This is a genomic window from Kineococcus gurbantunggutensis (assembly GCF_050871925.1).
Lineage (GTDB): Bacteria > Actinomycetota > Actinomycetes > Actinomycetales > Kineococcaceae > Kineococcus.
The window spans coordinates 1-22,805 of record NZ_JBJLSG010000056.1; the positions used below are offsets into that span (position 1 = coordinate 1).

Consider the following 22,805-nt stretch of genomic DNA (forward strand, 5'->3'; position numbering starts at 1 on the left):
GCCGACGCCCGCGACCGCCGCGCGGGCCTCGGCGCCGAGCTCGTCCAGGTCGCCGTAGCGCTGGGAGAAGTGCGTGAGCACCAGCCGGCGCACCCCGGCGCGGGCGGCGGCCTCCCCGGCCTGCCGGGCGGTCAGGTGCGCGTACGCCTGCGCCAGGTGTGCGTCGCGGTGCAAGTAGGTGGACTCCACCACCGCCAGGTCCGCCCCGCGCAGCAGGTGCTCCACCGCCGGGCAGGCCCGGGTGTCCATGACCAGGGCGAACACCTGCCCCGGGCGCTGTTCGGTGACCTCGGCCAGGCGCGTGCCGCGCAGCTCGCCCTCGCGCTGGAGCACGCGCACCTCCGGCCCGGAGATCCCCGCCGCGGCCAGCGCCCCGCCCCGGAAGCGCACCCCGTCCGGCTCCACCAGCCGGTAGCCGACCGCGGGCACCCGGTGCTCCAGCGCCCGCGCCACGAGCGCGCAGCCGGCGACCTCGGCCACCGGCACCTCCTCCCCGCGCACCGGCACCCCCTCCACGCGGACGTCGACGTCCGCGTCGGCCACCGCCGCCAGCGCCCGCAGGTGCGGCACCGCCTCCTCGGGCCCGTGCACGGTCACGGAGCGGCCCGGGGTGTCCAGCGCCATCCGGTTCAGCACGCCGGGCACGCCCAGGCAGTGGTCGTTGTGCCGGTGGGTCACGCAGATGCGCTCCACCCGGGGGGAGGCCACCCCGCCGAGCACCATCTGGCGCTGGGTGCCCTCCCCGGCCTCGAAGAGCACCGAGGTGGAGTCCCACCGCAGCAGGTAGCCGTTGTGGTTGCGGGTGCGGGTGGGCGCCTGGCTGGCGGTGCCCAGGACGACGAGTTCGCGCGCTGCCACCGGGCCAGCCTGCCCCGCGGACCCGCTCCCCTCGACGTCGGGGTCATCAAAGTGATATCACTTTGATGACCCCAGCGAGAGGAGACCACCGTGACCCCCACCGTCGTGGAACGGCCCGCGGACGACCAGAGCCCCTCCGACGCCCCGCCCGCCGGCACCCCGGTCGGCCACGACGGCGCCCGCGTCGACGTCGCCGAGGCGCGCGCACCCCACCTGCACGGCGCCCGCGCCCTGCTGGCCGTCCTGGTCCCCGCCGCGCTGGCCCTGGCCCTGGCCGCCCTGGCGCTGGTGCTGCCCGACCTGCAGGCGCTCGCCTGGGCGCTGGCCGCCCTGGCCGCCCTGGTCACCCTCGTGCTGCTCGGCTCGCTGCGCACCGTGCAGCCCGGCCAGACCCGCGTCGTGCAGTTCTTCGGCCGCTACACCGGCACCGTGCGCGAACCCGGCCTCGTCATGGTCGTGCCGCTGTCGACCACCGTGAACGTCTCGGTGCGGGTGCGGAACTTCGAGACCGGCCGGCTGAAGGTCAACGACGCCACCGGCTCGCCCGTCGAGGTCGCCGCCATCGTCGTGTGGCAGGTCGCCGACACCGCGCAGTCCACGTTCGCGGTGGAGGACTACGCCGAGTTCGTCGAGATGCAGAGCGAGTCCGCGCTGCGGCACGTGGTCACCACCCACCCCTACGACGACCGCGCCGGGGGCACCTCGCTGCGCGGCTCCACCGACGTCGTCGCCGACGAGCTGGCCCACGAGGTCGCCGCCCGCGTCACCGTCGCCGGCGTGGAGATCGTCGAGGTCCGCATCACCCACCTCGCCTACGCCGCCGAGATCGCCCAGGCGATGCTCCAGCGCCAGCAGGCCTCCGCGATCGTCGCCGCCCGCGAGGAGATCGTCTCCGGCGCGGTCGGCATGGTCGAGCTGGCCCTGGCGCGGCTGCAGGAGCTCGACGTCGTCGAGCTCGACGAGGAGCGCAAGGCCGCCATGGTGAGCAACCTGCTCGTCGTGCTCTGCGGCGACGGGCGGGCCACCCCCGTCGTCAACACCGGGACCCTCTACGGGTGAGCCGGCGGTGAACCCCCCGCAGGACTCCGACCGGGACGCGGGGCAGGACGCGGGGCAGGACGCGGGGCAGGACGCCGACCGGGACGGGGCGGGACGGGGCCGGGGCCGCACGCGCAGGCAGGTCCTGCTGCGCCTGGACCCGGCCGTGCACGAGGCGCTGGCGCGCTGGGCCGCCGACGACCTGCGCAGCGTCAACGCCCAGGCGGAGTTCGTGCTGCGCGAGGCGCTGCGCCGGGCCGGGCGGATGCCCGCCGACGCCGGCGACCTGCCCCGCCGCGGCCGCCCGCCCCGCCCGCGCGAGCGGGGCTGAGCGGGCCGCTGCGAGTGCGGGCGGGCGCCGCGAGGAGGACAGTGGGCGCCGGGCGGTCCGGAGCACCGGCCACCGCCCGACCCTTCCGGGAGGAGCTGACGGTGCGAGCGATGGTGTACCGCGGGCCGTACCGCGTGCGCACGGAGGAGAAGGAGCGCCCGCGCGTCGAGCACCCCAACGACGCGATCGTGCGGGTCACGCTGGCCGCGATCTGCGGGTCCGACCTGCACCTGTACCACGGTGCGATCCCCGACACCCGGCCCGGGATGACCTTCGGGCACGAGTTCATCGGCGTCGTCGACGAGGTCGGCCCCTCGGTGCAGAACCTGAAGGTCGGCGACCGGGTGATGGTGCCCTTCAACATCTTCTGCGGCTCGTGCTTCTACTGCGCGCGCGGGCTGCAGTCCAACTGCCACAACGTCAACGCCAACGCCACCGCCGTCGGCGGGATCTACGGCTACTCGCACACCGCCGGCGGCTACGACGGCGGGCAGGCCGAGTACGTGCGCGTGCCCTTCGCCGACGTCGGGCCCACCCTGATCCCGGAGTGGATGCACGACGAGGACGCCGTGGTGCTCACCGACGCCGCGGCCACCGGCTACTTCGGCGCCCAGCTCGCCGACGTCGTCGAGGGCGACGTGGTCGTGGTCCTGGGCGCCGGCCCCGTCGGGCTGATCGCCGCGCAGTCGGCCTGGCTCATGGGCGCCGGCCGCGTGATCGTCGTGGACCAGCTCGAGGACCGCCTGGAGAAGGCGCGGACCATGGCGCACGCGGAGACGGTGAACTTCGCCGAGCACGACGACGTCGTGGTGCTGCTGAAGAGGATGACCGGGCACCTGGGCGCCGACGCCGTCATCGACGCGGTCGGCGCCGAGGCGGACGGCAACTTCCTGCAGCACGTCGCCGGGGCGAAGCTGAAGCTGCAGGGCGGCTCGCCGATCGCGCTGAACTGGGCCATCGACGCCGTGCGCAAGGGCGGCACGATCTCCGTGATGGGCGCCTACGGGCCCGTGCCCAGCGCCGTGAAGTTCGGCGACGCGATGAACAAGGGCCTGACCCTGCGGATGAACCAGACGCCCGTGAAGCGGCAGTGGCCGCGGATGTTCGAGCACGTGCGCAACGGGCACCTCACCCCCCGCGAGGTCGTGACCCACCGCATCCCGCTGGAGCACGTCGCCGAGGGGTACCACATCTTCTCGTCCAAGCTCGACGGCTGCATCAAGCCGCTCGTCGTGCCGGGCGCGAGCTGAACCGGGAGGGAGCGGACGTGAGCGAGACCCAGGACCCCCAGGAACCCGCGGACCGCGCCGCGGTGGACCTCCACCTCGCGGACCTCGATCCCGACGACCCCGCGTACACCTACACCGCCGACAAGCCCCCGCTGCCGGAGACGCCCGAGCAGCTGCGCGCGCGCATCCCCGGCTGGGGGGTGGACCTGGACCCGGCGGACCGCCCGTCCTTCCCGCGCGAGCGCTTCGACCCCGACCTCAACGGGGCGCACTGGCGCTTCCCGGAGCGGCAGGTGCAGCGCTACCCGCGCGAGCACTCGATCGAGCACGCCTTCGTCACCCCCGTCTTCGGCACCTCCGCGCCGCCGTCGGGCCTGTCGGGGGTGGTGCGCCGCTACGCCTACCGCTACAGCGAGGGCCGCAACGCCCACTGGCTGCTGCTCATCGCCGCGGACCGCGTCAACGCCCTGGAGGCCACCCTGGCCTCCTTCGCCGGCCGGCACCCGGACGACCCGGTCACCGAGACCGGCGTGCGCAGCGAGTTCACGCACCACGGGCTGCGCTCGCGGCGCGGGCGGGTCGACGCGCGCCACCAGGTGCTGGACCCGGTGGTCGTCGCCGCGCCCTGGGTGGCCGGCGGGCTGCTGGGCTACCGGGTGGTGCGCGCTGCCGTGCGACGGCGCGCGCGCTGACGGCCCGCGCGCCGGCGCTCGCCGCCGGCCCCGGTGCTGGTGACGCTGCGTAGTTCGAGCGGGACGGTGGGCGAGGGGTCGGGGGAGGGGTGTGACGCCGCTCGCCCGTCCGGTGGACCGGCGGTGCCGGGACGGCCGCTGGCGGGGGACGAGCGGGGACAGTCGTCGCACACGGACCGCAACGGTCCGGGCCCCCTCGCCCCACGGAGCACCTGACATGCGCACCAAGCTCGTCGCCGCCCTCGCCGCCACCACCCTGGCCGGTGCCGCCCTGGCCACCGCCGGCAGCGCCGCCGCCGAGGGCGACGCGCCCGTCAAGGCCGCCGCGCGCGCGGCCGGCGCGGAGCTGAAGTCCGCGGTCAGCGCCCGCGGCAACGTGCGCCTGTCCGGCGCCGACCGCTACGAGACCGCCGTGGAGATCTCCAAGTCCGCGTGGGACCAGGACAACGCCCTGGTCGTCTACCTCGCCTCGGGCACCTCCCTGCCCGACGCCCTCGCCGCCGGCCCCTCCACCCTGGGCTCGGGCCCGGTGCTGCTCACCGAGCGCGACCGCCTGCCGCAGGTCACCCGCGCCGAGCTGCAGCGCCTGCGCCCGTGCTACCTCGTCGTCCTCGGCGGCACCCCGAGCGTGTCCGACGCCGTCTTCGCCGACGCCGAGCAGTACGCCGACGCGACCGGCTGCCCCGCCTGAGGCGACGGCCGGCGCCCCTCAGCGCCGGCCGTGCACCAGCCCCACCAGGGCCGCCACCCGCGCGTCGTCGCGCGCCGAGCGGCTGAAGCTCGCCACGTCCAGCGGCAGCCGGAAGCGCCGGCGGGCCAGCGCCTGCGGCGCGCTGAACTCGCGCAGCCCGTCGGGCCCGTGCACGCGCCCGAAGCCGGAGTCGCCCACCCCGCCGAAGGGCAGGGCGGGCACCTGCGTGAACCCCAGGGCGCAGTTCACCGACACCGCGCCGGTGCGCAGCCGGCGGGCGATGCGCACGCCGTCGCGGCCGGCGAACACCGTCGCGCCCAGGCCGTAGCGGGTGCCGTTCGCCCGCCGGACCGCCTCCTCCGCGTCCGCCACGACCTGCACGGTCAGCGTCGGGCCGAACGTCTCCTCCTGGTTCACCAGCGCCTCGTCCGGCACGTCGGCCAGGACCACGGGCTGCACGACGGTGCCCGCGGTGGGACCGCCGCGGAAGAGCACCCGCCCGCCGCGCGCCAGGGCGTCGGCGACGTGCGCCTCGACGCGGGCGACCTGCGCGGCCGTGCGCACCGGGCCGATGCGCGCCGCCGGGTCCGAACCCGCCCGCAGCCCGCGCACTTCCCGCAGCAGCGCCGCGACGAAGGCGTCGTGCACGGCGCGGTGCACGTACACGCGCTCGGTGCCCACGCAGGTCTGCCCGGCGTTGCTCATCGCGCTCCACACCGCGGCCCGGGCGGCGGTCCCCACGTCGGCGTCCGCGTCGACGACGAAGGCGTCCTTGCCGCCGCACTCGGCCACCAGCGGCGTGAGCGTCCCGGCGCACGCGGCCATCACCCGCCTGGCCGCGGCCGTGGAACCGGTGAAGGCGACCTTGTCCACGCCGCTGCGGCACAGCGCCTCGCCGGTGCTCCCGTCGCCGGTGACCAGCTGCAGCACGGGCTGCTCGGGCACGACGCCGGCGAACGCCGCGACCAGCCAGGACCCCGTCCCGGTCGCCAGCTCGCTGGGCTTGAGCACCACCGCGTTGCCGGCCGCCAGCGCGGGCACGACCGAGCCCAGCGGGGTGAACACCGGGAAGTTCCAGGGCCCGACGACGCCCACGACGCCCAGGGGCTTGCGCTCCACGCTCGCGCTCAGGTTCGCGCTCAGCGCCGTGGTGCGCACCCGCCGCGGCCCCAGCACCCGCTCGGCGTTCCTCGCCGTCCACGCCAGGTGCTCCAGGGCCAGCGCCACCTCCAGCACGGCGTCCGAGGTGGGTTTGCCCGTCTCCTCGCGCACCACCGCCGCCAGCCGGTGCACCCCCTCGGCCAGCACCCCGCGGAAGGCGTCCAGGCGGCGTCGCCGCCCGGCGAACCCCAGCCCCTGCCACCAGGCCGCCGCCCGCCGGGCCCGCTCCACGGCGGCGCCCACCTCCGCCTCCCCGTGCCGGGGGTACGTGCCCACGACCTCCCCGGTGCCCGGGTCGCGCACGTCGAAGGTGCCCCCCCGCCCGTCCTCCCGCGCGCCCCGCTGCGCTGTCCCCTGCGCTGTCCCCTGCGCTGTCCCCTGCGCTGTCCCCTGCGCGCTCACCGCGCCACCCCCTCCGGCCGGCGGGCCGGCGCGGCGGGCGCGGCACCGCGGATCAGGTCGGCGGCCCGCTCGCCGATCACGACCGCGGGGGCGTTGGTGTTGCCGCGCACGATCCTCGGCATCACCGAGGCGTCGGCCACCCGCAGGCCCTCCACGCCCCGCACCCGCAGCTCGGGGTCCACCACGGCGTCCCCGGAGGACCCCATCGCGCACGTGCCGACCGGGTGGAACAGGGTCCCGGACCAGCGCGCGACGTGCTCCTCCAGCGCGCGGTCGTCCAGGGCGTCGGAGCCGTGCAGGTGCGGCCCGGCGACGAACCGCGCCAGCGGCCGCTCGTGCACGACCTCGATCGCCCGGCGCGCCCCGGCCACCACCGCGGCCACGTCGGCGCGCTCGCGGAAGTACGCCGGGTCCAGCACGGGGCGCCAGCGCGGGTCCGGCCCGGCCAGGCGCAGGCTCCCGCGGCTGGCGACGTCCACGAGCGTGACCCCGACCGTGAGCATCCGCCCGTCCTGCGCGTGCAGGTCGTCGCCGTAGGCGCCGGTCGGCACGACGTGGAACTGCACGTCGGGCCCCTCCAGGCCGCTGCGGGTGCGCAGGAACCCCCCGCCCTCGGCGACGTTCGAGGTCAGCGGTCCGCGGCCGGTCAGGCGCCACTGCAGCAGCCGGCCGGCGTTCGCGTGGTCCACCGCCAGGTCGGCGGTCCCGCGGGTGCGCCACACCATCGGCGTCACCGGGTGGTCGTGCAGGTTCGCCCCCACGCCCGGCAGGTCCACGAGGGGGGTGACGCCCACCTCGCGCAGGTGGTCCGCGGGGCCGATGCCGGAGAGCATGAGCAGCTGCGGGGAGTTCACCGCCCCGCCGCACAGCACCACCTCGCGCTCGGCGCGCACCACGTGCTCCGCGCCGCCCCGCAGGAAGGCCACCCCCGTGGCCCGCCCGCGCTCCAGCAGCACGCGGGTGGCCAGCGCGCCGGTGAGGACCGCGAGGTTCGGCCGCTGCCGCGCCGGGCGCAGGTACGCGTCGGCGGTCGACCACCGCCGCCCGTGCCGGCAGGTGACCTGGTAGCGGCCCACGCCGACCTGCTCGGCGCCGTTGACGTCGTCGTTGGCCGGCATCCCCGACGCCCGCGCCGCGGCGATCCAGGCGTCGACGACCTCGTGGGTGTAGCGGCGGTCCTCCACGTGCAGCGGCCCGCTGCGGCCGTGGAAGGGTGCGCCCAGGCGGGAGTTGGCCTCCGAGCGCACGAACAGCGGCAGCAGGTCGCGGTAGGACCAGCCGACGGCGCCGGAGTCGCGCTGCCAGCCGTCGTAGTCGGCGCGGTTGCCGCGGACGTAGACCATGCCGTTCATCGCCGAGCAGCCCCCGGTCGCGCGCATGCGCGGCCAGGGCTCGCACCGCCCGCCCAGCCCGGGCTGCGGCACGGTGCGGTACCGCCAGTCCCAGGCGGTGCGCACGAGGTTCACCCACGCGGCCGGCACGGCGGTGTCCAGGCCCGTGGAGTCCGGCCCGGCCTCCAGCAGCAGCACCCGCACCGAGCGGTCCTCGCTCAGGCGGGCGGCCAGCGCCGCGCCGGCGCTGCCGGCGCCCACGACGACGTGGTCGAAGACCGCGCTCGCGGTGCGTGCTGAGCTCACGGCGACCCCCCGGTGCGCCGCGGCCGGCGCCGGCCGCCGGAGCGCCGCGCAGGACGAGGATCCTCCTGCGCGGCCCGGAACTCCAGACCCCTCCCGCACCCTTCCCGCCCCTCCCGCACCCCCTCCCGGCCCCCCGAGGTGTTCAAGGTAGTTGGAACTTCCTTTATGACCGGGGGGGTGGGGGGGGGGTGGGGTGCGGGAGGGGGTGGGGAGTGGGCCGGGAGGGGCGGGCGGTGGGCGACGCGCCAAGTTGAGCGGAACAAGCTCAAGTCTGGCAGTGTTGGACCCAGCGAAGTCGTCCCACCGCTCGTCAGGAGGTAACCCGTGGACCTCAAGCTCACCACCCGCGCCCAGGAGGCGCTGGCCGACGCCGTCGGCCGCGCGACGTCCGCGGGTCACGCGCAGGTCGAGCCCCTGCACGTCCTCGCCGGTCTGATCGGCCAGGAGAACGGCGTCGCCGGCGCCCTGCTCGACGCCGTCGGGGCCGACCGCGCCCTGCTCGCCCGCCGCGTGGACGGCGCGCTGGCCTCGCTGCCCAGCGCCTCCGGCTCGTCCGTGGCCCAGCCGCAGCTCTCGCGCCCCGCCCTGGCCCTCATGCAGGCCGCCGGGGACGAGGCGCGCGCCCTGGACGACGCCTACGTCTCCACCGAGCACCTGCTCATCGGCGCCTCCACCGGGCAGTCCGCCGCCGGCGAGGCGCTGCGCGCCGTCGGCGCCACCCGCGACGCGCTGCTCGACGCCCTGCCCAACGTGCGCGGCGGCGCCAAGGTCACCTCGCCCGACCCCGAGGGCACCTACAAGTCCCTCGAGAAGTACGGCGTGGACCTCACCGAGCGCGCCCGCCGCGGCGAGCTGGACCCGGTGATCGGCCGCGACGCCGAGATCCGCCGCGTCGTGCAGGTGCTCTCCCGGCGCACCAAGAACAACCCCGTCCTCATCGGCGAGCCCGGCGTCGGCAAGACCGCCGTCGTCGAGGGCCTGGCCCAGCGCATCGTCGCCGGCGACGTGCCGGAGTCGCTGCGCGGCAAGCGCCTGGTCGCGCTCGACCTGGCCGCCATGGTCGCCGGCGCGAAGTACCGCGGCGAGTTCGAGGAGCGCCTGAAGGCCGTGCTGGAGGAGATCCAGCGCTCCGAGGGGCAGGTCGTCACCTTCATCGACGAGCTGCACACCGTCGTGGGCGCCGGTGCCGCCGAGGGCTCCATGGACGCGGGCAACATGCTCAAGCCCATGCTCGCCCGCGGCCAGCTCCGCCTGGTCGGCGCCACCACGCTCGACGAGTACCGCGAGCGCATCGAGAAGGACCCCGCGCTGGAGCGCCGCTTCCAGCAGGTCTTCGTCGGCGAGCCGAGCGTGCCCGACACCATCGGCATCCTGCGCGGCCTGCGCGAGCGGTACGAGGCGCACCACAAGGTCGCCATCTCCGACGCCGCCCTCGTGGCCGCCGCCACGCTGTCCGACCGCTACATCTCCGGCCGCCAGCTGCCGGACAAGGCCATCGACCTCGTCGACGAGGCCGCGTCCCGGCTGCGCATGGAGATCGACTCCTCGCCCATCGAGATCGACGAGCTGCGCCGCGCCGTGGACCGGATGCGGATGGAGGAGCTGGCGTTGTCCAAGGAGGACGACGCCGCCTCCCGCGAGCGGCTGGAGGCGCTGCGCGCGCAGCTGGCCGACAAGCAGGAGCAGCTCACCGCGCTGACCGCCCGCTGGGAGCAGGAGAAGGCCGGCCTGAACCGCGTCGGCGACCTCAAGCACCAGATCGACGAGCTGCGCTCGCAGGCCGAGCGCCTGCAGCGCGAGGGCGACCTCGGGCGCGCCAGCGAGATCCTCTACGGGCGCATCCCCGCCCTGGAGCGCGAGCTGGAGCAGGCCCAGGCCGCCGAGGGCCAGGCCGCCGAGCACAAGCCGATGGTCGCCGACGAGGTCGGCCCCGACGACATCGCCGAGGTCATCGCGGGCTGGACCGGCATCCCCGCCGGCCGCATCCTCGAGGGCGAGACCGAGAAGCTGCTGCGCATGGAGGAGTTCCTCGGCGCCCGCCTCATCGGGCAGTCCACCGCCGTGCAGGCCGTCTCGGACGCGGTGCGCCGCAGCCGGGCCGGGGTCAACGACCCCGACCGCCCCACGGGCTCCTTCCTGTTCCTCGGGCCGACCGGCGTCGGCAAGACGGAGCTGGCCAAGGCGCTGGCGGACTTCCTCTTCGACGACGAGCGGGCCATGGTCCGCATCGACATGAGCGAGTACTCCGAGAAGCACGCGGTGGCCCGCCTCGTCGGTGCTCCCCCCGGGTACGTCGGCTACGAGGAGGGCGGTCAGCTCACCGAGGCCGTCCGTCGCCGGCCGTACTCGGTGGTGCTGCTGGACGAGGTGGAGAAGGCCCACCCGGAGGTCTTCGACATCCTCCTGCAGGTCCTCGACGACGGTCGCCTGACCGACGGGCAGGGCCGCACGGTGGACTTCCGCAACGTCATCCTCGTGCTGACGTCCAACCTCGGCTCGCAGCACCTCGTGGACCCGGTGCTGTCGCGGGCCACCAAGCACGACGCGGTGATGTCCGCCGTGCGCGCGCACTTCAAGCCGGAGTTCCTCAACCGGCTCGACGACGTGGTGGTGTTCGACCCGCTGTCCACGCAGGAGCTGTCCCGGATCGTGGAGATCCAGGTGCAGCGCCTGGCCGAGCGCCTGGCCGACCGCCGGCTCACCCTGGAGGTGACCGACGCGGCCAAGGACTGGCTGGCCCTGACCGGGTACGACCCGGCGTACGGCGCCCGCCCGCTGCGCCGGCTGGTGCAGCGCGAGATCGGCGACCGCCTGGCGAAGGCGATCCTGTCCGGCGGGGTCCGCGACGGCGACACCGTCGAGGTGGACGTCGAGGACGGCGGTTTCACCGTCGACCTGGACTCCCCGGAGGCGCCGCGCTCCACCGGCCTCGTCGTGCGGCGCGCGCAGGACCCGGCCGTCAGCGCCCTCTGACGCAACCCCGCACGCACGGCGGACGCCCGCCGGACCGACCGGTCCGGCGGGCGCCCGCGTCGTGGCCCGGGGGTCCCGTCCGCGTCAGGCCTCCTGCAGGCCGGGGTCGCCGGCCTCCACCACGAACGAGGCGCGCGTGCCGACCGGCGCGCCCGGCTGCGAGACCCGCTGCACGGTGCGGAAGTCCACGCTCATGCGGTCCCGCTCGAAGCGCGCGATGCCGTACCCGCGCCGGTCGTCGGCCAGCTTCAGGTCCGGGTTGTCCTTGAGCTGGTCCGCGCCGTACCCGTCGGTGCCGTCCCCGCCGGAGGTGATCGACGTGCAGACCAGCTCCACGCCGATCGGGCGCTCGGTGGGGTCCGAGGGGTTGCGGGTGAGGTCGGCGGCGTACGTCTTGTGCACGTCGCCGGTCAGCACCACGGGGTTCTCCACGCGGCGCTCGGCGAAGCCGTCGAGCAGGCGCTGGCGGTCGGCGGTGTAGCCGTCCCAGGAGTCGGGGTTGAAGCCGCGGCCCGCCCCGGGCACGTAGTCGTGCTCGTGGACCATGACCTGCTGGGCGATGACGTCCCAGGTGGCGCGCGAGGAGCCCAGGCCGTCGAGCAGCCAGTCGCGCTGCTCGACGCCGAGGATGCTGCGGTTCGGGTCGTCGCGCTCGGGGCCGCTGGCGGGGAAGGTGTCCCCGTTCGGCTGGTCGCTGCGGTGCTGGCGGGTGTCCAGCACGTGGAAGGACGCCATCCGGCCCCAGTCCAGGCGGCGGAACAGGCGCATGTCCGGGCCCTTCGGCATCGCCGAGCGGCGCAGCGGCATGTTCTCGTAGTACGCCTGGTACGCCGCCGCGCGGCGCTGCAGGAACTGCGCGGTCGTCGGGTAGGGCTCCTGCTCCTCGGCGGTGGAGTCCGCGTAGTTGTTCTCGACCTCGTGGTCGTCCCAGGTGACGATCCACGGCGCCACGGCGTGCGCGGCCTGCAGGTCCGGGTCGGCCTTGTACTGCGCGTGGCGCTGGCGGTAGCCGGCCAGCGTCGTGGTCTCCGGGCCGGCGTGGTCGCGCACGTTGCCCTGGCCCACGACGTAGTCGTTGGGCGCGTACTCGTAGATGTAGTCGCCCAGGAAGACCACCACGTCCGGCTGCTCCTCGGCCAGGCGCCGGTAGGCGGTGAACCAGCCGTGCTCGTACTGCGCGCACGAGGCGAACGCCATCGTCAGCGGGGTGGCCCAGGTGCGCGGGTCCGGCGCGGTGCGGGTCGTCCCGGCGGGGGAGACGTGCGTGGTGCGGCCCTCGACGCGGAAGCGGTACCAGTACTCGTGCCCGGGGTGCAGGCCGCCGACCTCGACGTGGACGCTGTGGCCCAGGCGCGCCGAGGCGATCTCCGTGCCGCGGCGCACGACGCGGCGGAAACCCGGGTCGTGCCCGATCTCCCACTGCACCGGCACGTCGCGGTCCGGCATGCCGCCGCGGCCGTCCTCGGCGTAGGGGTCCGGCGCCAGGCGCGTCCAGAGCACGAAGCCGTCGGGGGAGGGCTCGCCCGAGGCCACGCCCAGGGTGAAGGGGTCGCTCAGGCGGCGCTCGGCCGGCAGGGCCCCGGCCGTCAGCAGGCCGGCGCCCAGGGCGCCGGCCCCGCCCAGCAGGGTGCGTCGGGCGAGAGGGGGGAGGACGTCGGTCACGGGGGCTCCTGTGGTCGGCCTGTGCTTCGGCCGGGAGCCAACTCCCCGCGGGCGACGGCGCGGGGCGGTGCGGGCGGCGCCCCGGTGAACGCGCGGGGACCATCGGGTGCGCGGGGCAACCTCCCGCGGGCGCCTCAGGCCCACGCCTCCCGCGCCACCCGCACGTCCGCGCGGGTGCGGGCCGACTCGGCCACCGCCAGGGCGACGGCGTGGTCCTGGCAGGCCTGGGCCAGCGGGTACGGCTCGGGGCCCTCCCCGCGCGCCCAGGCGCCGGTGTCGGCGAGGATCTGCGCCACGGCGACGTCGTCCTCGGACAGGCGGGTGCCCGCCCAGGCGTTGCGGTAGACCACGCGCCCGTCGAAGGCGACGGTGTCCAGGTCCACGCCCTCCAGGTTCATGTCGATGCCGCGGCGGCGGTACGACAGGTGCGAGGTCACCGCGCTGGTCGGGTCCACCAGGCGGGTCACCGCGTCGTCGACGATCTCGCCGAGGGAACCGCGCACCACGACCCGGCGCGCGCGCAGCGGGTTCCACCACTGGTTGTCGGTGAAGTCGTACAGGCCGCTGCGCCCGTCGCCGAAGTCCAGCGTCGCCAGCGTCGTGGTGCGCGGCTCGGGGCGGGCGCCGGTGTCCCACCCGGCGGCGCTGAGCGGGTCCACCAGCGGTGCGCGGAACTCCCGGGCGTCGACGACGACCTCGCCGGTGCCCACCCCCAGCAGGCCCCGGATCAGCGAGACCGCGTGGTACATGTGCGTGGAGGAGACCTGCACCGAGGTCGGGTCCCCGATGACGCCCTCGCGCACCAGCGCCAGCCGGGCGGCGTGCCCGGGCATGAGCAGGTACTGCTCGGCCACCTGCACCCGGCCGGAGGCGCCCACGTCGGCCCACAGCGAGCGCAGCCCCTCCAGGTCCGGTGCCGGCGGCGTCTCGGCCAGCACCGCGGCCCCCGCCGCGACGAGCTCGCGCACGGTGACCGGCATCTGCCCCCACGGCACCGAGGCGACCACGAAGTCCGGGCGCCCGCCCGCCAGCAGGTCCTGCACCGTGCGGTGGGTGGGCACCCCCCACGCGGCGCCGACCTCCCGCCCGCGCTCGGCGGTGCGGGTCACGACGCCGGTGGCGCGCAGCCGGTCGGGCGCGGCCCGCGCCAGGCGCAGGAAGAACTCCGAGCGCCACCCGCTGCCGACGACGCCGAAGGTGGTGGGGGTGCTGCTGCTGCTCATCGCGGCGGTGCTCCTGTTCGCGGGCCTGCTCGGGCGGACACCCCCACCGTCGGGGCGGCGCGCGCCGCGCGCAAGCAGGGCGCCGGACCCGCCGCGCGCCGGGGCCGGTCCCGCAAACCCGTGGAAACCCCCGCCGGCGGCCTGCGAGCCTGGGCGGGTGAGGGGTTCCGGAGGGGGCAGGCCGCGGTGGGAGGACCTGCCGCCGCACGTGCGCGCGGGCGTCGAGGACGTCCTCGGCTCGCCCGTCGTGCGCGCCGAGTCCCAGGCCGGGGGTTTCTCCCCGGGCTCCGCGGACCGGGTGCTCACCGCCGCCGGGCGCCGCGCGTTCGTCAAGGCCGTCGGCGCGGCGCAGAACCCGCACAGCCCCGTCCTGCACCGCCGCGAGGCGCGCGTCAGCGCGGCGCTGCCGCCGTCGCTGCCCGTGCCGCGCCTGCTGGGGGTGTTCGACGACGGCGCGTGGGTCGCGCTCGTGCTGGAGGAGGTCGACGGCCACCAGCCGCCGCTGCCCTGGCGAGCCGGTGACGTGGACGCCGTGCTGGGCGCCCTGGCCGCGCTCGCCGCCGGCGCCACGCCCTGCCCGGTGCCGGGGCTGCCCGCGGCGGCCGACGAGCTGCGCGAGGACTTCGCCGGCTTCGAGCGCCTCGCCGCCGACGGGGTGCCCCTGGCCGGGCTGGACGAGCTGCGCGCGCTGGCCCGCCGCGGCCTGGACGCCCTCGACGGCGACACCCTCGCGCACGTGGACCTGCGCGCCGACAACGTGCTGCTCACCGCCGGCGGGGCCGTGCTCGTGGACTGGCCGCACGCCTGCCGCGGCCCGGCGTGGCTGGACGCGCTGGTGCTGCTCGTGGAGGTCGAGCGGCACGGCGGTCACGACGCCGACGCCCTGCTCGCCCGCGCGCCGACCGCGCGCGGCGTCGACCCGGACGTGCTCACCGCCGTCCTGGCGGGCTTCGCCGCCTTCTTCCTGGACAGCGCCCGCCGGCCCGCGCCGCCGGGGCTGCCGACGGTGCGGGAGTTCCAGCGCGTGCAGGGCGAGGCGCTGCTGGCGTGGGTGCGGCGGCGGGCCGGCTCCGCCCTCCCCGGCTGAGGGGGGCGCAGGACCCGCCCCGCGACCGCGCCCGGTGCTCCCGCGCGGGTCCGGCCACCGCCCCGCCCCGCCGGCCGCGGGGCGGGCCGCCCGGTGCGCTCAGCCCTCCCAGCGCGGCAGCAGCGTCCCGGCGACCTCCACCGGCTCGGCCGAGGCGACCCCGTCCAGCACCGCCAGGCGCACCGCCTCCGCCGCCGCGGCCTGCAGCCGCACCAGCTCCACCACCCGCTCGGCGCGCGCCGCCGGCAGCGCCACCGCGCCGGTGGCCAGGGTGAACGCGGTGTCGCCGTCGGAGAGGGTGTGCACCGGGTCCAGCGCGCGGGCCAGCCCGTCGTGCGCGGCCGTGGCGGTGCGCGCGGCCTCCGCCGGGTCCAGCGCCGCGTCCGTGGCCACGCACACCAGCGTGGTGTTCAGCGCCGGGGCGCCGCCCGCGCCCGCCGCCCCGCCCGCCGCGCCGCCCAGCGGCTCGCCGGGCAGCGCCCCGCCGCGCGAGGTGCCCGGCGCCAGCGGCAGCCCGAACGCGTTGACGACGGCGATGGCGCCCACCACCGCGGCGCCCACGCGCACCGAGGCCGTGCCCACGCCGCCCTTGAACCGCCGGCCCACCACCGCGCCGGTGCCCGCGCCTACGACCCCGCGCCGCACCACCGCGCCGGCGGGGGAGGCCGCCGCGGCCGCCGCCTCGTAGCCCATCTGCTCCGTGGGGTGGTGCCCGAACACCCCGCCGCGGCCCAGGTCGAACACCGCCGCCGCCGGCACGATCGGCACCACCTCGCCCCGCCCGGGCCCGACGCGGAAGCCGCGGTCCTGCTCGGCGCACCAGCGCTGCACCCCGTGCGCGGTGACCAGGCCGTAGGCGCTGCCGCCGGTGAGGACCACCGCGTCCGCCGTGGGCACCAGGGTGCGCGGGTCCAGCGCGTCCGTCTCGTGGGTGCCCGGGCCGCCGCCGCGCACGTCCACGCCCGCGACCGCGCCCGGCGGGGGCAGCACCACCGTCACCCCGGTCAGCCAGCCGTCCCCGCGCCGGGTCACCTGCCCCACCCGCACCCCCGGCACGTCGGTGATCGACCCCGGTCCGCCGCTCGCGCTCACGGGGCCATCCTGGCGCGGGCCCGCAGGCGCCACGCCCCCGCGATGAGCACCGCCCCCAGCGCGGCCTTGAGCACGCCGCCGGGCAGGAAGGGGTAGAACCCCGCGCGCAGCGCCCCGGAGGCCGACAGCCCGGCGCTGAGCGCCAGCCACGGCACCCCGACGGCGAAGACCACGCCCTGCCCGGCGGCGAAGAGCAGCAGCGCGCGCCCGGCCCTGCGGTCCACCCCGCGCCGCGCGGCCAGGCCGACGAGGAACGCCGCGGGCACGAACCCGACGACGTACCCGCCGGTGGCGCCGAGCACCGCCGCCGGCCCGCCCTCGCCGTCGGCGTACACGGGCAGCCCCGCCAGCCCCGCCAGCAGGTACGCCACCTGCGCGGCCGCGCCGCGCACCGGGCCCAGCGCGGCGGCGGTCAGGACCACGGCGAGGGTCTGGCCGCTCACCGGCACCGGGGAGCCGGGCACCGGCACCGACACCTGCGCCAGGGCGGCGGTCAGCGCCGCGCCGCCGGCCACCAGCAGGGCGGTGCGGGGCAGCGAGGTGGCCGCGGGGTCCAGCAGGACCCCCGGGCTCGGCGGGGCGGTGGTGGCGCTCACGGTTCCTCCGGGTCCTCGGCGCGCCCCGCGGGTGCGCGGGTGCGGGTGCCCGGCACGCTGCCGCACCGGCGCGCGGGCGCGGCCGTCCCCCGCCCGGCAGGTCCCTGACGGGTGCGCCCCCGGGCGGTGGCTCAGGCGGTGAACCGCCCCGGCGTGACCCCCAGCACCCGGCGGAAGTGCCGGGTCAGGTGCGGCTGGTCGTGGAAGCCGGCCAGCACCGCGGCCTCCGCCGGGCGCCGCCCGGCCAGCAGCAGCGAGCGCGCCAGGTCCACCCGCCGCGCCGTCAGGTACGCGTGCGGGGGCATCCCGAACTCCCGGCCGAAGGAGCGCACCAGGTGCGCGGGGGCGGCGCGCAGCTCGGCCGAGGCCCGCTGCAGCGTCACCCCCTCCACCACGTGCGCGTCGAGCAGCTCGCGCAGCCGCGCGGCCAGCGGCGCGTCCCGGCGCACCGGCAGCGGCCCGCGGCCGGCCAGCTGCCGGTGCAGCTCGGCCACCAGCAGCGCCGCGCGCCCGGCGGCCTCCAGCTCCTCCCCGGGCAGCGCCAGCGCCGCGTGCAGGGCCGCCACCGCCCGGTGCAGCGCCGGGTCGGGCAGCGCCGGCTCGTCGACGGCCGCGCCGGCCAACCGCTCCGGCAGCGCCCCCGGCTCCAGGTACAGCACCCGCTTGCGGAACCCCGCGCCGGTGGCGGCCCGCCCGTCGTGCGGTACGTGCGGGGGCAGCAGCGTGACCGCCGAGCCCAGCGCGCCGCGGTGGCGGCGGTCCAGGTCGTAGCGCACGGCGCCCTCGTCGACGAGCAGCACCGTCCAGGTGCCGTGCACGTGCATCGGGTAGGCGTGCCGGGTGAAGCGGGCGTGCAGCACCTCCGCCACGCCCGGCACGCCCGGCCGCCAGCTGCGCACCGCCTCGCGCGCGGGCTCGCGCTCGGGCCCGCGTCCCGCGCCGGCCCCGTCCAGGTCCACCCCGGCCACGTCAAGAACGTACAAGACCGCCGCGCCCGCCCCGCCCGACGCTGGGCGGCGTGACCACCACCGACACCCCCGCCGACACCGCCGACGCCCCCGGCGGCGCCCCGGTCCGCACCGCGACGAAGACCGCCGTGCTGCTGCGCGAGGACCTGCTGCCCTGGCAGCGCCTGAACGTCACCGCCTTCCTCGCCGGCGGCGTCAGCGCCGCCCACCCCGAGCTGCTGGGCCTGCCCTACGCCGACGCGGACGGCACCGCCTACCTGCCCCTGCTGGGCCAGCCCGTCCTCGTGCTCGAGGGCTCCGCCGACGTGCTGCGCGCCGCCCGCGAGCGCGCCGGCCGGCGCGGCCTGGCGGTGGCCGTCTTCACCGCCGGCATGTTCGACACCGGCCACGACGCCGCCAACCGCGCCGTCGTCGCCGCCGTCCCCGGCGCCGAGCTGGACCTCGTCGGGCTGGCCCTGCACGGGGCGCGCACCGCCGTCGACAAGGTGGTCAAGGGCTCGCGCCTGCACCCGTGAGGGTGGCCCGGGCGGGCGTCGGGGGCGGGCGCGGGTGAGACTGGCGGGGTGCAGAAGGCGCGCCCGACCACCCCCAGCGACGTCGACGAGGGGGCCGGGCGCTTCGAGCGCCTGCTCGCCCGCGCGGTGCGCACCGCCGAGCAGGCCGTGTGCATCGCCGACGTCACCCTGCCCGACGAGCCGCTGGTGTGGGTGAACGACGCCTTCACCGTCACCACCGGCTACGCCGCCCACGAGGCCCTGGGCCGCAACTGCCGCTTCCTGCAGGAGGGCGTCGCCGAGCGCGGGCACGACGCGCGCACCCCCGCCGCGCGGCTGCGCGAGCTGATCCGCTCCGGGCGCGGGGGCACCGTCGTCGTGCCCAACCTCACCCGCGACGGGCGGCTGTTCCACAACGAGCTGTCGCTGTCCCCGCTGGTGGAGCCCGACGGCACCGTGCGCCACTACGTCGCCGTGCAGCGCGACGTCACCGACCGCGTCGAGGCGCAGGCCGCCCGCGACGCGGTGCGCGCGGAGAGCGCCGCGCTGGCCGACCAGATCCAGCGCACCCTGGTGCCCGCGCGCCTGCCGCACGTGCCCGGCTACGAGGTGGCGCTGCGCTACCAGCCCGCCACCCGCGCCGACGGCAGCCGCGGGGAGGTCAGCGGCGACTTCTACGACCTGCTCACCACCGGCGACGGCGGCCTGCTGGCCGTCATCGGCGACGTCTCCGGCCGCGGCCCGCGCGCCGCGGCCACGACCACCGCGCTGCGCTGGGCCGCGCGCGGGCTGGCGCGCGCCACCGCCTCCCCGGCGGCGCTGCTCTCCGCCGTCGGCGACGCCGCCGCCGACGCCCTGGACGACCGCTTCGCCACCCTGGCCGCCGTGCGGCTGCCCGCCCGCCCCGACCCCGCGGCCGCCGTGACCGGCGCGGTGGCGCTGGCCGGGCACCCGCAACCGGTGCTGCTGCCCGCGCACGGCGAGCCGCGCGCGGTCGGGGTGCCCGGCACGCTCATCGGCCTGTTCGAGGGCGTGGACACCACCGACGCCCCCGTCGCGCTCGGCCCGGGCGACTGCCTGGTGCTGTTCACCGACGGCGTCACCGAGGCCGCCGACGCCCATCGGGACCTGCTGGACGACGCGGGCCTGCTGGCCGCGCTGCGGGGCGTGCGCGACCGCACCTCGCCCGGTGCGGCGGACCGGGTGGCCGACGCGGTGCTGGCCGCGGTGTCCGCGCACGTGGCCGGCGGGCCGGTGGACGACCTCACCCTCGTGGTGCTGCGCGCCGCTTCCGGGAACTGACCGCCCCGCTTCCGGAAACCCCGGCGTGATCACGGTCACGGTTCGGGTGCGGTTCGCGCCGCGGTCGTTGCCCCGAGCCCGGGGGCGTGGTTTCGTGCAGGCTCCGAAGGACTCGACGACGAGGAGCTTCCGTGCAGACCACGCGACGCGGCGCGCTGGGCGCCGCGCTGGGCGCCGGCGCCATGGCGCTGGGCGGGTGCGCCGCGGGCGCCGCCGCCGACTCGGTGAACCAGCAGCCGGTCAAACCCCGCGCCGACGGCCCGATCACCCTCACCTACTGGGCCTGGCTGAAGGACCTGCAGTCCGTCTGCGACCTGTGGAACGCCGACCACCCCGACGTGCAGGTGCAGGCGGTCTGGAGCGGCGCCGGCACCAACGGCGGCTACACCCGCATGTTCGCCGCCCTGGCCGCCGGCGGCGGCGCCGACATCGCCCAGGTCGAGTTCCAGCTGCTGCCCAGCTTCCTGCTGCAGAACGGGCTGGTGGACCTGTCCCGGTACGGCTTCCGGGACTTCCTGGGCGACTACCGCGAGGGCGACATCTCCCGCGTCTCCGTCGGCGACGGCATCTTCGGCGTCCCGCAGGACACCGGCCCGGTCGGCTGGTTCTACCGGCGCGACGTGCTCGACGCCCTGGGCGCGGTGCCGCCGGGCAGCTGGCCGGAGTGGGCCGACCTGGCCCGCGCCGTCAAGGAGGCCGACCCGGCCAACCGGCTGGAGGGCTTCCCCGTCAACGACCCGAACATCTTCACCAGCCTGTGCATGCAGGCCGGCGCCGCCTGGTTCACCCCCGAGGGCGAGGAGTGGGTCGTCGACATCGCCGGTCCCGCCACCCGCACGGTCGGGGAGTTCATGGACACGGCCTTCGACGAGGACCTCTACAACACCGCGCTGGCCCCCTTCTCCTCCGGCTGGACCGCGGCCACCGCCGCCGGCTCCATCGCCGCGGTGACCACCGGCTCCTGGGGCGATGCGCTGGTGCAGAGCGTCGGCGGCACCGAGGGGCTGTGGGGGGTGGCGCCCATGCCGCTGTGGCCGGGCACCGGCTTCGCCTCGGCCACCCTGGGCGGCTCCACCGGCGCCGTGCTCGCCACCTCCCAGCACCCCGCCGAGGCCGCGGAGTTCCTGCACTGGATGACCACCGACCCGCGCGCCATCGACGCCCAGATCGTCAACTGCGGCATCGGCTGGTCGCCCTCGCCGGACTACGTCGGCGCGTCGCGCCAGGAGCCGTCGGAGTTCTTCGGCGGCCAGAACTACAACCAGGAGGTCTTCGTGCCCGCGGCCGACGCGCAGAACCCGGACTGGACCTGGTCCCCGGTCTTCATCGAGCTCAACGACACCCTCTCCACGGTCTTCCGCGACCGCCTCGCCGGCGGCCCGGCCATCGTCGACGCCCTGGCCGGCGTGCAGGAGCAGACGATCGCCACCATGCGCGACAAGGGCCTGCGGGTCCGGGCGGGGAGCGAGGCGTGAGCACCGCGCCGAGCACCGCGTCGAGCACCGCGCGCCCGGCCGTCGCCCAGCGGCGCCCCGCCCGCGCCAACAGCGCCCAGCACCGCGCGCCGTGGCTGCTGCTGGCGCCGTTCCTCGTGCTGTTCCTGCTGACGTTCGTCGTGCCCATCGTCTACGCGGTGGGGCAGAGCTTCACCAGCGTGCAGCGCCTGGGCCTGTTCGGCGAGGACGGCATCACCACCGGCTTCGCCGGCTTCGAGAACTACGCCCGGGCGCTGGGCGACCCCGCCTTCACCGCCTCCATCGCCCGGGTGCTGCTCTTCGGCGTCGTGCAGGTCCCCGTGATGATCGTCGCGGTGACGGTGCTGGCGCTGCTGCTGGAGTCGGCGTCGGCGAAGTGGCCCTCGTTCTTCCGGGCCGCGTACTTCCTGCCCTACGGCATCCCCGGCGTCATCGCCAGCATCCTGTGGTCGTTCCTGTACCTGCCGGGCTTCTCCCCGGTCGTGGCCGCCCTGCAGGCGCTGGGTCTGGAGGTGGACTTCCTGAACGCGCAGACGGTGCTGTGGTCCATCGCCAACATCGTCACCTGGTCCTACGCCGGCTACAACATGCTCATCGTCATCGCCCAGCTCAAGGCGATCCCCGCCGAGGTGTACGAGGCGGCCAAGGTCGACGGGGCCGGGCCGCTGCGGCTGGCCTGGTCGGTGCAGCTGCCGCTGATCCGCCCGGCGCTGGTGCTCACCACCGTCTTCTCCATCATCGGCACCCTGCAGCTCTTCGCCGAGCCGCAGGTCATCCGCAACGTCTCCCCGGCGGTCGACGTGAAGTACACGCCCAACTTCGCCGCCTACTCCTCGGCGTTCTCCTACAACGACTACGGCGTGGCCGCGGCGCAGGCCGTCGTCATCGCCCTGGCCGCGTTCGTCCTGTCCTTCGCCTTCCTGCGCCTCGTCTCCCGGAGGGACTCGTGACCGCCGTCCGCCCCGAGGAGGACCGCCTCGCCACCATCGGCGCCATCCAGCGCACCCCGCGCCGCAGCGCCACCCGCCCGCCCGCGGCGCGCAGCATCCTGGTCACCGCCGTCCTGATCGTCGTGGCCCTGTACTTCCTCGTGCCGGTGTACTGGGTGGTGGTCGCGGCCACGAAGTCCACCGAGGACCTCTTCACCACCAACGGCTTCTGGTTCGGCGACGTCCAGCTCCTGGAGAACGTCCGGCAGGTCTTCGCCTTCGACGACGGCATCTTCGTGCGCTGGTTCCTCAACAGCGTGCTCTACGCCGGCGGCGGCGCGCTGGTGGCCACCTACCTCGCCGCCGCCGGCGGGTACGCGCTGGCGGTGTACGACTTCAAGGGCAAGGACGCCGTCTTCGGCCTCGTGCTGGGCGGCGTGCTCGTGCCCGGCACCGCCACCGCGCTGCCGCTGTTCCTGCTCTTCAGCAACCTGGGCCTGACCGACAGCTACCTCGGCGTGCTGCTGCCCAGCTTCGTCTCGCCGTTCGGCTTCTTCCTGTGCCGGATCTTCGCCGCCGCGGTGGTGCCGCCCTCGCTGGTGGAGTCCGCCCGCCTGGACGGGGCCGGCGAGCTGCGCATCTTCCACACCTTCGGCCTGCGCATGATGGCGCCGGCCCTGGTGACGGTCTTCCTGTTCCAGTTCGTCGGCATCTGGAACAACTACCTGCTGCCCCTGATCATGATCGCCGACGAGAAGCTGTACCCGATCACCGTCGGCCTGGTGAACTGGCGGGCGCAGACCGACCGCCTGCCGGAGTTCTACGAGCTCACCACCGCCGGCGTGCTCGTCTCGGTGGTGCCGCTGGTCATCCTCATGGTCGTCCTGCAGCGCTTCTGGCGCGGCGGCCTGACCGAGGGCTCCGTCAAGGGCTGAAGCCCCCGGCGCCCCCCCGCCGCCCCCGTC

Annotated in this window: 20 protein-coding genes; 12 read left to right on the forward strand and 8 right to left on the reverse strand. The window is 76.5% G+C overall.

Translation table 11 applies throughout. From position 1 onward, the window contains the following. The coding region (locus ACRYR7_RS12260) for a ribonuclease Z (protein WP_432572378.1) at positions 1–858 on the reverse strand (858 nt) is incomplete at its 3' end. 90 nt (positions 859–948) lie between these two features. On the opposite strand from ACRYR7_RS12260, the gene ACRYR7_RS12265 reads away from it, so the two are divergent. The 5 genes from ACRYR7_RS12265 (at position 949) to ACRYR7_RS12285 (ending at position 4,839) form a co-directional block, all read left to right on the forward strand. Then, a complete protein-coding gene (locus ACRYR7_RS12265) occupies positions 949–1,917 on the forward strand; it encodes an SPFH domain-containing protein (RefSeq protein WP_432572379.1) in 969 nt (322 codons plus the stop codon). Positions 1,918–1,924: 7 nt separating this feature from the next. Continuing rightward, the gene (locus ACRYR7_RS12270) at positions 1,925–2,227 is read left to right on the forward strand and encodes a type II toxin-antitoxin system antitoxin (RefSeq protein ID WP_432572380.1); all 303 of its coding nucleotides are present in this window, start codon (positions 1,925–1,927) and stop codon (positions 2,225–2,227) included. A gap of 101 nt (positions 2,228–2,328) precedes the next feature. Continuing rightward, complete coding sequence (locus tag ACRYR7_RS12275; protein WP_432572381.1) at positions 2,329–3,477, forward strand: zinc-dependent alcohol dehydrogenase; 1,149 nt, start codon at positions 2,329–2,331, stop codon at positions 3,475–3,477. A gap of 62 nt (positions 3,478–3,539) precedes the next feature. Beyond that, positions 3,540–4,148 carry a hypothetical protein gene (locus ACRYR7_RS12280; RefSeq protein ID WP_432572405.1) on the forward strand — a complete coding sequence of 203 codons (609 nt, stop codon included), beginning with the start codon at positions 3,540–3,542 and terminating at the stop codon, positions 4,146–4,148. Between the two features lie 217 nt (positions 4,149–4,365). Beyond that, positions 4,366–4,839: a cell wall-binding repeat-containing protein gene (locus tag ACRYR7_RS12285; protein WP_432572382.1), complete on the forward strand. Its 474-nt coding sequence runs from the start codon at positions 4,366–4,368 to the stop codon at positions 4,837–4,839. An 18-nt stretch (positions 4,840–4,857) separates the two neighbouring features. On the opposite strand, the gene ACRYR7_RS12290 is transcribed toward ACRYR7_RS12285, so the two are convergent. Continuing rightward, positions 4,858–6,402, reverse strand: coding sequence for an aldehyde dehydrogenase family protein (locus tag ACRYR7_RS12290; protein ID WP_432572383.1), 1,545 nt, complete (start codon positions 6,400–6,402; stop codon positions 4,858–4,860). After that, complete coding sequence (locus ACRYR7_RS12295; RefSeq protein WP_432572384.1) at positions 6,399–8,039, reverse strand: GMC family oxidoreductase; 1,641 nt, start codon at positions 8,037–8,039, stop codon at positions 6,399–6,401. The genes ACRYR7_RS12290 and ACRYR7_RS12295 overlap by 4 nt, the downstream gene beginning before the upstream one ends. A gap of 324 nt (positions 8,040–8,363) precedes the next feature. Between ACRYR7_RS12295 and clpB the strand changes: the two genes are divergently transcribed. After that, positions 8,364–11,012, forward strand: coding sequence for an ATP-dependent chaperone ClpB (clpB, locus tag ACRYR7_RS12300; protein ID WP_432572385.1), 2,649 nt, complete (start codon positions 8,364–8,366; stop codon positions 11,010–11,012). An 84-nt stretch (positions 11,013–11,096) separates the two neighbouring features. On the opposite strand, the gene ACRYR7_RS12305 is transcribed toward clpB, so the two are convergent. Further along, on the reverse strand, positions 11,097–12,674 hold the full coding sequence (locus ACRYR7_RS12305; protein ID WP_432572386.1) for an alkaline phosphatase D family protein: 1,578 nt from the start codon (positions 12,672–12,674) through the stop codon (positions 11,097–11,099). A gap of 134 nt (positions 12,675–12,808) precedes the next feature. Then, positions 12,809–13,897: a Gfo/Idh/MocA family protein gene (locus ACRYR7_RS12310; RefSeq protein WP_432572387.1), complete on the reverse strand. Its 1,089-nt coding sequence runs from the start codon at positions 13,895–13,897 to the stop codon at positions 12,809–12,811. Positions 13,898–14,054: 157 nt separating this feature from the next. Between ACRYR7_RS12310 and ACRYR7_RS12315 the strand changes: the two genes are divergently transcribed. Further along, entirely contained in the window at positions 14,055–14,984 is a 930-nt protein-coding gene (locus ACRYR7_RS12315; RefSeq protein ID WP_432572388.1) for a phosphotransferase family protein, read from the forward strand. 99 nt (positions 14,985–15,083) lie between these two features. On the opposite strand, the gene ACRYR7_RS12320 is transcribed toward ACRYR7_RS12315, so the two are convergent. The 3 genes from ACRYR7_RS12320 to ACRYR7_RS12330 all read right to left on the reverse strand — a co-directional run bounded on the left by ACRYR7_RS12320 (position 15,084) and on the right by ACRYR7_RS12330 (position 17,640). Then, complete coding sequence (locus ACRYR7_RS12320) at positions 15,084–16,076, reverse strand: P1 family peptidase (protein ID WP_432572389.1); 993 nt, start codon at positions 16,074–16,076, stop codon at positions 15,084–15,086. Beyond that, positions 16,073–16,672, reverse strand: coding sequence for a biotin transporter BioY (locus ACRYR7_RS12325; protein ID WP_432572390.1), 600 nt, complete (start codon positions 16,670–16,672; stop codon positions 16,073–16,075). The genes ACRYR7_RS12320 and ACRYR7_RS12325 overlap by 4 nt, the downstream gene beginning before the upstream one ends. A gap of 131 nt (positions 16,673–16,803) precedes the next feature. Beyond that, a complete protein-coding gene (locus ACRYR7_RS12330) occupies positions 16,804–17,640 on the reverse strand; it encodes a helix-turn-helix transcriptional regulator (RefSeq protein ID WP_432572391.1) in 837 nt (278 codons plus the stop codon). 50 nt (positions 17,641–17,690) lie between these two features. On the opposite strand from ACRYR7_RS12330, the gene ACRYR7_RS12335 reads away from it, so the two are divergent. From ACRYR7_RS12335 to ACRYR7_RS12355, 5 genes are all read left to right on the forward strand, one after another. Next, on the forward strand, positions 17,691–18,155 hold the full coding sequence (locus ACRYR7_RS12335; RefSeq protein WP_432572392.1) for a DUF2000 family protein: 465 nt from the start codon (positions 17,691–17,693) through the stop codon (positions 18,153–18,155). 48 nt (positions 18,156–18,203) lie between these two features. Further along, positions 18,204–19,436, forward strand: coding sequence for a PP2C family protein-serine/threonine phosphatase (locus tag ACRYR7_RS12340; RefSeq protein ID WP_432572393.1), 1,233 nt, complete (start codon positions 18,204–18,206; stop codon positions 19,434–19,436). A gap of 131 nt (positions 19,437–19,567) precedes the next feature. Next, the gene (locus ACRYR7_RS12345; protein ID WP_432572394.1) at positions 19,568–20,911 is read left to right on the forward strand and encodes an ABC transporter substrate-binding protein; all 1,344 of its coding nucleotides are present in this window, start codon (positions 19,568–19,570) and stop codon (positions 20,909–20,911) included. Then, positions 20,908–21,861 (forward strand): carbohydrate ABC transporter permease, encoded by a 954-nt coding sequence (locus ACRYR7_RS12350; RefSeq protein WP_432572395.1) that lies wholly within the window; start codon positions 20,908–20,910, stop codon positions 21,859–21,861. The genes ACRYR7_RS12345 and ACRYR7_RS12350 overlap by 4 nt, the downstream gene beginning before the upstream one ends. A gap of 35 nt (positions 21,862–21,896) precedes the next feature. Beyond that, positions 21,897–22,775 (forward strand): carbohydrate ABC transporter permease, encoded by an 879-nt coding sequence (locus ACRYR7_RS12355; RefSeq protein ID WP_432572406.1) that lies wholly within the window; start codon positions 21,897–21,899, stop codon positions 22,773–22,775. The last annotated feature ends 30 nt before the right edge of the window (positions 22,776–22,805 follow it).